The 12155-nt window shown below is 31.8% G+C and carries 13 protein-coding genes; 4 read left to right on the top strand and 9 right to left on the bottom strand.

What is annotated here, in order from left to right:
• Positions 1-10 precede the first annotated feature (10 nt).
• Genes F908_RS00455 through F908_RS00465 form a run of 3 tightly spaced genes read left to right on the top strand, consistent with a single transcriptional unit; the run spans position 11 to position 4297 of the window.
• Positions 11-1852 (top strand): AAA family ATPase, encoded by a 1842-nt coding sequence (locus F908_RS00455; RefSeq protein WP_005155703.1) that lies wholly within the window; start codon positions 11-13, stop codon positions 1850-1852.
• Complete coding sequence (locus F908_RS00460; RefSeq protein WP_005155704.1) at positions 1852-2439, top strand: 4Fe-4S single cluster domain-containing protein; 588 nt, start codon at positions 1852-1854, stop codon at positions 2437-2439. The genes F908_RS00455 and F908_RS00460 overlap by 1 nt, the downstream gene beginning before the upstream one ends.
• 7 nt (positions 2440-2446) lie before the next feature.
• Complete coding sequence (locus F908_RS00465) at positions 2447-4297, top strand: HAD-IA family hydrolase (protein ID WP_005155705.1); 1851 nt, start codon at positions 2447-2449, stop codon at positions 4295-4297.
• 18 nt (positions 4298-4315) lie between these two features.
• Here F908_RS00465 and F908_RS00470 read toward each other — a convergent pair whose 3' ends face one another.
• The 8 genes from F908_RS00470 to F908_RS00505 form a co-directional block, all read right to left on the bottom strand.
• Positions 4316-4786, bottom strand: coding sequence for an IS5/IS1182 family transposase (locus F908_RS00470; RefSeq protein WP_005155706.1), 471 nt, complete (start codon positions 4784-4786; stop codon positions 4316-4318).
• Positions 4734-5129, bottom strand: coding sequence for a transposase family protein (locus F908_RS00475; protein WP_005155707.1), 396 nt, complete (start codon positions 5127-5129; stop codon positions 4734-4736). Before F908_RS00475 ends, F908_RS00470 begins: the two co-directional genes overlap by 53 nt.
• A 123-nt stretch (positions 5130-5252) precedes the next feature.
• Positions 5253-5957, bottom strand: a complete 705-nt coding sequence (locus F908_RS00480) for an HAD family hydrolase (RefSeq protein WP_034602477.1) — start codon at positions 5955-5957, stop codon at positions 5253-5255.
• Complete coding sequence (locus F908_RS00485) at positions 5935-6498, bottom strand: histidine phosphatase family protein (RefSeq protein WP_005155710.1); 564 nt, start codon at positions 6496-6498, stop codon at positions 5935-5937. The genes F908_RS00480 and F908_RS00485 overlap by 23 nt, the downstream gene beginning before the upstream one ends.
• Positions 6491-7063, bottom strand: coding sequence for a D-sedoheptulose-7-phosphate isomerase (locus tag F908_RS00490; protein WP_005155712.1), 573 nt, complete (start codon positions 7061-7063; stop codon positions 6491-6493). Before F908_RS00490 ends, F908_RS00485 begins: the two co-directional genes overlap by 8 nt.
• Positions 7041-8285, bottom strand: a complete 1245-nt coding sequence (locus tag F908_RS00495) for a DUF6270 domain-containing protein (RefSeq protein ID WP_005155716.1) — start codon at positions 8283-8285, stop codon at positions 7041-7043. Before F908_RS00495 ends, F908_RS00490 begins: the two co-directional genes overlap by 23 nt.
• Positions 8275-9444 carry a hypothetical protein gene (locus tag F908_RS00500; RefSeq protein ID WP_005155718.1) on the bottom strand — a complete coding sequence of 390 codons (1170 nt, stop codon included), beginning with the start codon at positions 9442-9444 and terminating at the stop codon, positions 8275-8277. Before F908_RS00500 ends, F908_RS00495 begins: the two co-directional genes overlap by 11 nt.
• Before the next feature lie 2 nt (positions 9445-9446).
• Positions 9447-11129, bottom strand: a complete 1683-nt coding sequence (locus tag F908_RS00505; RefSeq protein WP_322782732.1) for a carbamoyltransferase family protein — start codon at positions 11127-11129, stop codon at positions 9447-9449.
• 213 nt (positions 11130-11342) lie between these two features.
• Between F908_RS00505 and F908_RS00510 the strand changes: the two genes are divergently transcribed.
• Positions 11343-11837 (top strand): hypothetical protein, encoded by a 495-nt coding sequence (locus tag F908_RS00510; protein WP_005155723.1) that lies wholly within the window; start codon positions 11343-11345, stop codon positions 11835-11837.
• Here F908_RS00510 and F908_RS00515 read toward each other — a convergent pair.
• Positions 11826-12047, bottom strand: a complete 222-nt coding sequence (locus F908_RS00515; protein ID WP_228127610.1) for a type II toxin-antitoxin system RelE/ParE family toxin — start codon at positions 12045-12047, stop codon at positions 11826-11828. The two genes, F908_RS00510 and F908_RS00515, sit on opposite strands and share 12 nt — an antisense overlap.
• Between the last annotated feature and the right edge of the window lie 108 nt (positions 12048-12155).

The following is a 12155-nucleotide window of genomic DNA, read 5'->3' on the forward strand; positions in this document are numbered from 1 at the left end:
GATTAAGCTAATGAATGAATATATAAGTGCTTGGCTAGAAAATTTTGAACGTCAAGTGATGATACGTCGAGCTTTAATTGTAAGTGGTAATATTATTGACTTAGCATTTAATCGCTTTAATGCGCTAACACCTATAAATAGAGTCATAGAAGGTAGTTTAAAAACTCAAGGATTCAATCAAGTTATATTTTATTCTCGTCTTAATGGTATCTCTGGTATTTCTAGTGATGAGTGGAATCAGTTAACTCAAATTGGTATGAAAGTTGAACAGGGTGAAGAGTATAGCTTTGATGATGACACGCAAACGACTACCCAATCAAACTCTAACTCTGGACGCATTCCAATTGAGCCTCAAAATTTCTTTGCAGTTGCTGAAAGAGTAATGACACAAACTCAAAATAAAGTTGCCTTTATTATTGATTGGTCTAATTATTTGTTTGGTCAGGTAAATGCACTAAGTGAAACTGAAAGGGCGTGGTTACAGCAAATTTCAACTAGTTTACGAGACAGTGAGCAATCTAATTCACCTCAAAGTATGGTGCAAGCTCAAAGCGTATTAATTTTTTTATGTGCTGGCACTAGTATCCTACCACCATCAGTCTATTTGAATAATCCTTTTTTCGCTGAAATTAATATTGCTCTTCCTAGTATACAAGAGCGAGAACACGCTATTCTAGCACGTCAAGTGCAATGGAATATTTCTGATAACTTAAGTGTGGGTAGCCAAGCTTTAGCTAATTTAGTTACTTTGACCGATGGATTATCTCTTAGAGATATTGATAACTTAGTAAGATTATCACGTCAGCAATCAGGTGGTATTAACATTAATAATTTAGTGTCTTTATATCGTTATGGAAAACGACAATCTCCTTGGGAAAAACTAAATTATCAACGTTTAAAAGAAACTCAATCCATATTAGCCCAACGAGTAAAAGGACAAGAGCAAGCTATCCAAGCGGTCAATAAAATTTTGATTCGTGCTTATACGGGTTTTTCAGGTTTACAACATTCAATCAAAGCACGCACCCCAAAAGGTGCTTTATTCTTTGTTGGTCCTACAGGTGTCGGTAAAACAGAATTAGCAAAGTCATTGGCAGAGTTCTTGTTTGGGGATGAAGATGCCTGTATACGTTTTGATATGTCCGAATTTAATCATGAGCACGCAGATCAACGCTTAGTAGGAGCCCCCCCAGGCTATGTGGGTTTTGAAGAAGGTGGGCAGTTAACGAATGCTGTCAAATCTCGCCCATTTTCTTTATTATTATTTGATGAAATTGAAAAAGCACACCCTCGTATTTTGGATAAATTTTTGCAAATTTTAGAAGATGGTCGTCTAACTGATGGTAAAGGTGAAACCATTTCATTTGCTGACACATTTATTGTGTTTACATCAAATATTGGTGCTGCTCAAATTTTACCTGATAATGATGTAAATATAGTTGCACAACAATTCAAACAAGCGGTACAGTCGCATTTCCGTGATGAATTAAATCGTCCAGAACTATTAGGGCGTATTGGTGATGCTAATATTATTCCGTTTAATTTTATGAAAAATACTGATGTATTAAAAGATATTGCCCGTGCTAAGCTTAAACCCTTAATTGAACGCTTAAAGGATAAATGGGACGTTGAGAATGTGGTTTTTGATAATGAGGATAAAGCGTTAGAAATGTTGGTTAAACAAGTCAATCTACAACATGGTGGTCGTGGTGTATTAAATATTTTAACCCAAGCATTATTTGACCCTTTAGCAGAATTTATTTTTGAATGTGCACAAAATCCCACTCAGATGAAAGATAAAACTTTGCGAATTGTTCAAGCTGGTAAGTTGTTTGATTTTGAGTGGGAATAATGATGCCCTTGTTAAATATTGCGAATATTGTAGAAGCGACCGAAGCTGAAGGGCCTGGACTGCGTTTTGTAGTCTGGGTTCAAGGTTGCTTAAAACGTTGCCAAGGCTGTTGTAATCCGGAATTGTTAAAAATTAAACCTACTCATATCTTTTCTTCTAAGGAGATTATTGAGCAATTGTGTGCAGCTAAAAAAAAGTATCCTTCATTAGAAGGCATTACCTTTTTAGGTGGCGAACCTTTTTTGCAAGCGAAAGGTTTGGCAGATATTGCTAAATATGCTCATGAAATCGATTTATCAGTGATGGTCTTCACAGGTTACTTGCTTGAGGATTTAACGGAAAGTCAATTCTTTGGTAGTCAAAACTTATTAAAATATACAGATCTACTGATTGATGGTGAGTTTGATTATACACAGCAAGAAACTATTCGTAACTGGGTAGGATCAAAAAATCAAAATTTTCATTATTTGACACCAAGATATTCTGAAGAGATTGAGGTTAGAAGATTAACTGTTACAAACGAATGGAGAATTAGCTCAGATGGATATATAGTTAGTAATGGGCTCCCTTCTAAAATAGCAAATTGAGATAGATATGCATAGCAATATAGATTTATATTATAATTCAGAAAACTTTAGGGCCGAGCCTAAGGATTTATTAAATAAACTTTGTGAGTATGATGTTATTTCTTTCGATGTTTTTGACACATTGATTTTTCGTCCATTTACAAGTCCAAGAGTGCTTTTCTCTATTATGGAGAGCAGATTGGGTATATATAAATTTTCTAAAATCAGGGTCGATTCTGAAGATGAAGTAAGAAAACTTAATCAAGAAAAATATAATCATGATAATACTACTTTAAGCGAAATTTATAATTTAATTTCAAAAAAAACAAATTTATGTCCAATTAAAACAGCACAGTTAGAATTTGAATTAGAACTTAACTATTGTTATGTAAACCAATTTTTTCAAAAAATAATTTCAGAATGTATTAAAAACAAGAAAAAAATCATTATATGCACAGATATGTATTTATCTAAACAGCAAATAAGAGAGATATTAAAAAATAATGGATATCCCCTTATTGATGAAATATATGTCTCTTCCGAATTAAATAAATCTAAGAAAAGAGGTGACATTTATCACATTATTAAAGAAAAGTATAAAAATAAAAAGATTATCCATGTTGGAGATAATTATATCTCTGACATCGAAAATGCTGAAAATTTAGGCCTTAATACTTTCTATTATAAAAACATAAATGACATTGGAAACAAAAATAGAGTAAGTAGTATGTCATATATTGCTGGAAGAATATACTCAGCAATTATTAACAATCATCTCTATTGTCAAAACAATGAATATAGTGAAGCCTATAAATTAGGCTATATATATGGCGGAATATACATCTTAGGGTTTGTACAATGGGTGAATAAATTCTCTACTACTCGTAATATTGATAAAGTTCTATTTTTATCAAGAGATGGAGATGTTTATAGTAAGGTGTATGACAAATTACCGAATCATAAAAATTGGCAATATTTTCATTGGTCTAGATTAGCGGGTACAAAAATTACGGCTTTCGAAAATTTTTATGAATTTTGTCGGAGGATGATTTGGCACAAAGCAAGAGGTGTTTATAATATAAAAATAGAGCATTTATTAAATTTCTTGGGAATTGAATATTTGATTGGTAATTTAGATAGTTATAATTTATCAAAAGATGATATTTTATCAAAAACCACTGCTCAAAAAATTGAAGATTTATTTTATGATAATAAAACACAAATCATCGACTCTTTCAAAGATGATATTAATGCAACAGTGGAATCTGTAAGACAATCAGTTGGTAATTCAAAAAGCATTGCAATTGTTGATGTGGGTTGGGCAGGTACGGGTCCATTAATTCTAAAAAATATTATTAATAACTATTTAGAATTAGATTGTCAGGTATATTCTTTGCTTGCTGGGTATACACAACCTATTGAAAACATGGCAGCGTTATATACAATGGATGATTCAATTCATTCGTATCTATTCTCTAATACATTAAATAAAGATTTACTTGATTTGCATCTAAATTATGGCACAGGAAAGAATAATTTGTTATTAGAGTTATTTACCCAATCTTGCACACCATCATTCCTGGGCTACACCAACAACGGTTTGAAATTTGATAGGGCCGAGCTACAAAATTATGAAATAATAAAACAAGTTAATCGAGGTAGTGAGGATTTTATTAATTTTTATATCGACAAATTTAAACATGATGCATTTTTGTTAAATATATCTCCATATGATGCATATTTACCATTTAACGAGTTAAAAAATTCAAGTAATAGGTTAAAGAACATTTTATCTCAATTAATTATTTCTCGTGGTAAATTCTATGATGCTGAAAATTTATCAAATGAAACATGGCTTTCTTTCTTTAATAAGGATTAAATAGACCTCTTTCATAAGTCATTTTTCACTCAGTTCTAAATTATAGATTCCTGCAATCAAATTAAATCTTAAGCCCAGTCTTTTTCCTCGATTGCGATAACATCCAGCAAGAATCTTAAAGGTTTTGAGCCTACCAAATACATGCTCAATTCCAATTCTTCTTTGATTGATTTCTCGGTTATAAGCTTTCAGTTCAGGATGCAATTTACAGTGTCTTTTTGCTTTTAATGGCAATAAGCTATCCGTAAACACCGCATAGATTCCTTGATAACCTTTATCTGCAAGGATAAAAGCACCGACAGGAATTTGGTTTAAATTATGCTTGAATAGTTCGAAATCATGAACAGATCCACGACTGGTACATAAACTTAGAATTTGATGAGTTCTGTAGTGAATGATTGCTTGTAACTTAAATGTATGTGCCTTTTTCTTGCCACTATAGCTTTTCTTCTGTTTTTTTAGGTCTTTGGATTGGAATTTCAGTGGCATCTACAATCACCACATTCCAGTCTATACCATCACCTTGAGGTAATTCTTTCGGTAAATTAAATAAACCTGATTGAATCAAAGTATCCTCAACTTGACGAACAATTCTAGATGCGGTCGGTTCTGATACGCCATAACTTGCAGCAACATGAAATAAAGTGCGATATTCACGCCAATAGCTTAAACAGAGTAAAACTTGATCTTCAAGGCATAGTTTGGGTGGTCTACCTTTAGCAGGGATTTGCATCTGCATTTGTTCAACCATAAGAGAAAATATTGAACTGGATATGCCTGTATAACGCTTAAACTGAGAATCAGAAAGCTTTTTGGATTCGAGATATTTCATGGCGCAATTATGCTTTAAAATCTAAAGTTTTGCAGAATGTTTTTCGACCTAAAAGTTGTATATTTTTTGATTTATGAAAGAGGTCTAGTGAAAAATAGCGTTAAAATAAGCTATTTATCATTATTAGCTAGTTCTTAAATATTCTAGTAAGTTGGGAAGACTGGTAAACTTTAAACTTACTATTTCTTCATTTACTCCCATTAAAATTGGAGTGAATCCAATATTCTTTGCTCCATTATAATCCTTTTCTAAAGAATCTCCAACAAAATATACTTCTTTAGGATTTTTAATTTCTAATCTATTTATCACGTAAGTAAAAATTTCTTTTGAAGGCTTTCGAAAACCTATATCAGCGCTAGAAAATAGTTCCTCTATGTATTTTCCAATGCCTAAATGATCTAAATGTATTTTTAAGTTAGTTCCAGAAAAGATGCTATTGCTTAATATAAAAATTCTATAATTATTTTTTATCAAATATTTTAAGAGTTCATGTGTACCATCGATTAATTTTTCTCTACGAAAAAGATGAATGAAATTTAACTCAACTGAAGTGAAATCATCGTAAATTTCGATACCCAATGTAGTTTCAAAGAAAGTTAACTGATTAAAAAATGAGTTTTCTTTATTTGATTTTTTTCTATCTTCAAGATATTTAGCTTTGAATATTTCAGATAATTTTTTTAGTTCTATAAACCTATTTTCAAAATATGTATCTGCCAACCATTTCAAGGCTTTATCATAATCATTTTGATTGTCATCAATATCAATTAGTGTGCCAAATAAATCAAATATAATAACTGCCATATTATAGCTTAAAAATATATCCATCAAGATAGTCGACCCATTCATGATCAACATTTTTATAATCAGTCAAATTTAATGCATATCCAGTACAAGCAACTGTACCTGATTGGCTGATATAAAGAGTTATGCCATCATTCTTAAATGAAGTTTTTTCAAAGAAAGAAATCACTCTTTCCTTAACAATTTCTGGTCTGTGCATAGCTTCACAACACTTTCCTCTTTTCCATTCGCTAAAAATATCTCTACAGCGCATAGTATCTGTAAGTTTTGCATATTCAATTTCATTCTTTACTTGTATCCCTGGTTTTCCCAAAGCGCTTGAGAGGGAAATATTACTACTCTCTCCATTTACCCTATTGTTTATAATAGTTGCGGTTTCTATGCATCGTTGTTCCGGGCTTGAGAATACATTAATTTCTTTATTTAACAAGTATAGTTTTTCAGCAAACTCTAAAGATTGCTTTTTCCCTTCACTCGATAAATCATATCCATCAAGATTTTTCTCGCCATGTCTTATAAAAATACATATATTACCGCTATTCTGTAACTGATTTAAACTAATCATATTGTTTATTTTTACATTCTCTAATTAATGTAGAAAGAAGATGGCAGCAAAATAGATGCAAGTCCTCAGAAATTTGCATATTATTTACAGGAGCATGAAAACAAAAATCAGAAATTATTTTCAATCTCCCACCATCGAATCCAACCATAGAAACTACAACATTGCCTTTATTTTTTGCATATTCAGCCGCTTTCACAACGTTAGTTGAGTTTCCGCTACCTGATATGGTTATGAGTACATCTTTTTCGTTTAGAATGAATTTTAATTGATGCAGAAATACATCATCATAAGAATAATCATTAGAAATAGCCGTTGTTGTTGATAAATTATCAGCTAGACAAATAGCTGGCATGGATTTTAAAGTAATTGAAAAAGCATTATTTAAATCAGTCTGAAAATGTGAAGCTGTAGATGCAGACCCACCATTTCCACAAATATAGATCTTTCCTCCCCTGCTAACAGCAGTAATTAAAACATCGTATATATTTATAATCTGATCATAATTAATACTTCTACAACTTTCGATCACATTGCCTATATAACTACTGATTATATCTTTTTTCATCAACCGAGTCCCGACTTAAAAAAGATATTATATCGTTAAATAACTCTTTATAATATCCACTTTGATAGTGAGATGGTGAAGCACCTCCAATCATTGGGCTAAAAACATCACTTTTCCAATAAGTAGTTCTTTTATCTATATAAATGGAATTTGGTATTTCCTCTAAGAAAATTCTATCAACCTCATCCCAATTTTTGTTGACGTTTAATATCCACTCCATCTTATCATTCCATGGACTTACTTGGTTTGTTTGTTCATTAATTTTATATTGACTTTGTCTGCCTCCAATTAAAATAACGTTTTTAACATTATATTTAGTCAATATATTCCTAAAATTAACTATGCTTTTTCGATATAACTCTAAATGCTGTTTTGTTCCTGGATATATAATATCACAAGAAGAAAATAGCCGCTTAAAGATAGATTCTGCTAGATATTTATTGTATGTTAAAAATGAGTGAGTGCCGCATTTTATAATCGGACTAGTTGCATCTATATAATTATCTATAACGACTAATTTAAAATTATTATCTATAAACTGTTCATCTAGATTTTTTATAAATTCTATTCCAATGTATAAAGCTGCATCTCCCATTATTAAATCCTCGACGTTAGAAAAGGTATAGTTAACAGGATCAGAAAAAAGAGAGATAAATGAATTGTGGAATAGCGTCTTTTTTAGATGAAAAAACTCTTTATATCCAGGATTAAAATATTCATGTGTCTTAAAGACACTTCTACTAAAGCATGAACCAATATTTAACGTATCAACAGGTAATACAGTAATGTTTTCAAGTTCTAACTTATTTTCATATTGAATTTTAACTTGCTCATTTATCAGTAGTTCATTCTTTGGAATCGAATCTCTATTATTAAAAGCTAAAAGCTCCTTAGTCAGCAAAATATCAATATCATTTAGATATATGTTTTTAAGGTTCGAGGAAACCTTATAGGTAATTCTTTTAGTCATTGTAGATAATGAAAGTTTAAACGATTCACCAGGGAATTCTTTAATAAAAGATTGTAATGCTTGATTTTCAATTACAATTCTTCGTTTTTTATTATCAACTTTGATATAAAATATATGAGGCTTATATTTATTTTTATTTTCTAACCATGCCTCTATTTCCATTTCTTCTGAGCTATCAATATCAAAAAAAATCGTAATTGAATGCGTATCTATATATATTTTTTTAATGAAAATTTTATTATCACTTTTCATTAATAATTCTCCAACCGTGAAAGATCACAGTGTTCAAATTATTAATTGAAATTAAAATTTTATCCAATAAATTCGTTTCACTATATTTTTCATATAACATATCATCTAAATTTTTTTTAGAAAATACCGTATGGCATCTGGTACTTAGGGAAATATTATGATTGTTTAATAATAATTCCATTCTATCCCAATAAAAAATCATTTGGATAAATGAATTTCTAAGTCTTTCAATGTACTCGCTTCCGAAAAAGAGAATGAGCTCATTACTCTTAAAGACATCATCTATTGTCATTGAATATTGATTTAACCATGCAACTTTTTTTCTTAGGAAAGAAATCATAATATACATTGAAATTATCGTATTCTTGAAAGCCTTTTTAAGATTTGACACTTCAATTGCATCTTCAAATAAATATTCATTATAATCAAAATTATAATTTGAAAAGATATTGTTTTTATTTTCTAATTTCACTAAGTCTCCAATAAAGTCATGTTCCGTGGAGTTTTCTATTATGAGAATAGAATACAAGCAATCAATATTACATTGTAATGTGTACTTTTCTTGATAACCATCAATGAGTGATTGATAATCTCTTACATTCTTTATGCCCATGATATTTTCAATTAAAGCTTCAGGACCACATTTATATTCAATAAAAGCCTGATCAAATTTCAAAATATATAAATTATCCTTCTCCGTTAAATTATCAAATTCACAAGTTATAGGATAATGCTGGAATTTTCCATGAATATGATCTATTGAGTGCTCAAACACATGGCAAATAGAGTAATAAATTAATTCTTCTGCGCATTCAAAAGTATAACTTTTCTTTTCATCGTAACAAAAGGTTAAGTCAATATCACTTTCAATTCTATCAGTAAATTTTGTTAAACTACCAAATTCATAAATTAGACAATTATTTGGTAAAAATTTACGAAATTTTTTAATAATTTCATTAATTATATCTTGTCTAAGTTTTCGATATTTATCTCTAAACTCAGTATATTCATCTGGACGATTATTCCAAACTGCAGAATTAGTAATATTATATATATCAAAAAGGCTATTTCTCTTTTCATCAAATTTGCTTTTCAAAGTATCAATAAAATCGGTATATTCTTTATAACTAATAAAACTAGAAACATCAAAAACAAACATTCTTAAACCTTCTTAATAACAATATTACCAATTACTAATACATCTATTTGCCTTTCTAAAAAGCAGTCTACGGCATCCTTAGGAGTATTGACTAAAGGCATACCTCGGCTATTAAATGATGTATTACACAATACAGGAACACCAGTCAATTTAAAGAATGCACTAATTAACCCATAATATTTATGATGTTTTTTAGGTACTACTTGAGGCCGAGCCGTATAATCTACATGAACGACCGCAGGAATATTTTTACGTTTGTCCTCTTTAACAATAGTAGCGACATTCATAAAATATTTTGAATCTGCATTGCCTTCAAAAAAATTGGAGTATTGCTCTTGTAAAATACTTGGAGCTATTGGCCTCCACATTTCTCGCTCTTTAATTAAATTTAATTTAATTAAACTTCGTCTAGTTCTTGGATCTGCAAGTATGCTGCGATATCCTAACGCTCTTGGTCCTGCTTCAAATCCCTCCTGTACCCAACCAATAATTTTCCCTTCTGAGATTTCTTTAGCAACTGAATCGAACATTTCATTCTCTTTGAGTATGGAGTAACGAATTCTGTCTTTATAATTCTCTAATACGAGTATAGTATCATGCTGTGTGTATGAAATTCCTAGTCCAGCTACTCTAAGCGTTTTGCTAACCTCTTCTTTGGCATACAACTGATGATACACCTCTAAGGCAGAACCGATAGCAGTTCCAGAGTCAGAAGGGAAAGGTGGTATAAATATATTTTTAAAAATACCAGATTTTTCAATCTTTCCATTTGCAGAACAATTAAGGGCAACTCCACCAGCAAGAACTAAATTGTCTATATCTGAAAACTCTTTTAGCTCTTCTACAAAATCAATTAAAACGTCCTCTAATGCTTTTTGTACAGATGCAGCAAAGTTTGCATAACTCATTATTTCTTCAACATTTCCGGTTTCGTAAGGAAAACAATTTTCTTCAAAATACTCTTTAAATTGTTGTTTTCTTAATGAGAGGGAATTGAATATGCTTTCATTTTCTATATTTGGAAAGCTAGCAAAAAGGAGTTTATTTCTCGATGGTATTAATGGCATTGGCATTGTGGGTTGACCATATGAAGCTAACCCCATAAACTTCCCTACCTCTCTATGCTTACCATATAACCCCGTAAATTCAGCAGCTCTATTATAGAAAAGACCAAGCGAATTTTGAATGTTGATTTCTTTAAAGAAAGTAATTTCTCCATTCTTTGCTATTCCTAAAGAAGTTGAGAACTCCTCCCCCCGATTGTCTACTACAAGAATAGCACACTGCTTAAACCCACTTAGTCTATAGGCACTAGCTGCATGTGCTAGATGATGTTTTATTATATAAACTGGAGGTAATTTATCTCCAAAAATTTCTGATGGTAAAAACCAATCTCTATTTTCAAATTTTTTATACTTATCTCTTTCTTCTTCAGACATTTCATATATATTATTTCTATACTGCCAGTCCATCCCGACGGATATGGCTGAAATATCGTGAATAGAAACTCCCTCACTATTTAAACATGCCAAAATAGCATCAATGGGTGGTTCGCCCAGTGCCATCTTATTTCTACTGATTCTTTCTTGCTCAATATATCTTACTACTTCTCCATTTTTAATAAGCGCCGCCGCAGAATCATGATTACCAATATTTAACCCTAAAATATAATTATTAATTTTTATTACTCCTGTTCACACTGTATACAAAAAAAATCACTTAAATATCTGAATCGCCTTATTTATCTTTAAGAATCGAATATAAAGCGCTAGTAACACCTCCTATTAGAGTAAGCGGGACTACAACTGGTGTTGCAACTACACTGGCAGCACCCGTAGCAATAGCCGTTCCTACCCCTATTCTAGTAGCTACTCACCATCGGCTCACAAAAACAGTCAATGGACAATCAGCGTAATGTCGTTAATCACACCGGTAGTACCGTGGGCGCCATTGATGGCAATGTGGTAATTAATGCGGGTAACCATTATCAACAAACTGCCAGTGACGTGGTTGCTGGAATGGGGGCTGATACGGGTAAAGAGATAATTGATCCAAATCGTGGCAACATTGACATTACCGCAAAATCGGCTGATATCGTCAATGTCACGGCAACTGAAGACAGCCAATCACAACAAAAATTTAAGCAATCAGGATTAACCGTCAGTGTCAGTAATGGTCTGGTCGACCAATACAACAGTATCAATGGACTTGTTAAAGCGGGTGAAAACGCTGATTCTGATCGCATGAAAGCCATGGCGGGTATTAGTGCCGGATTAAAAGCGAAAAATACCATTAAAAACCTTGCACAAGCTAAGGATCCAGTCACTGCAGCAACTTCTGGTCGTATTCAAGCCACTTTAGGCGCGCAGTCAAGTCTGACCTTATATGGTTAAGTACAAGCGATAGCCTGCGCCAACAAATACTCGCATTTCACTCACTTGGCCACCCACAGATTTGATATCGCCTAAGTTGCCTGCTTCTGCTCTGGTTAACCGTAACACAATTGCTTTAACAGCTTGTCTGTCTTTTAGCTTTCTCAACCATGTATCAAAATCCGCCGTTGTCCGAATATCATACATGCCCAAACCTAATTTGTAGCTCATAGGCTATTTTATCACAAATTTGGTAAAGTATAAAGGCTGCTCCCGCGTTATCTGTCTTAGACAAGTATAGAAAAACGAACAACCTAATATAATAAGAAGGTTTGTTAA

Origin of the sequence: Acinetobacter sp. NIPH 284 (assembly GCF_000369425.1) — a bacterium.
GTDB lineage: Bacteria > Pseudomonadota > Gammaproteobacteria > Pseudomonadales > Moraxellaceae > Acinetobacter.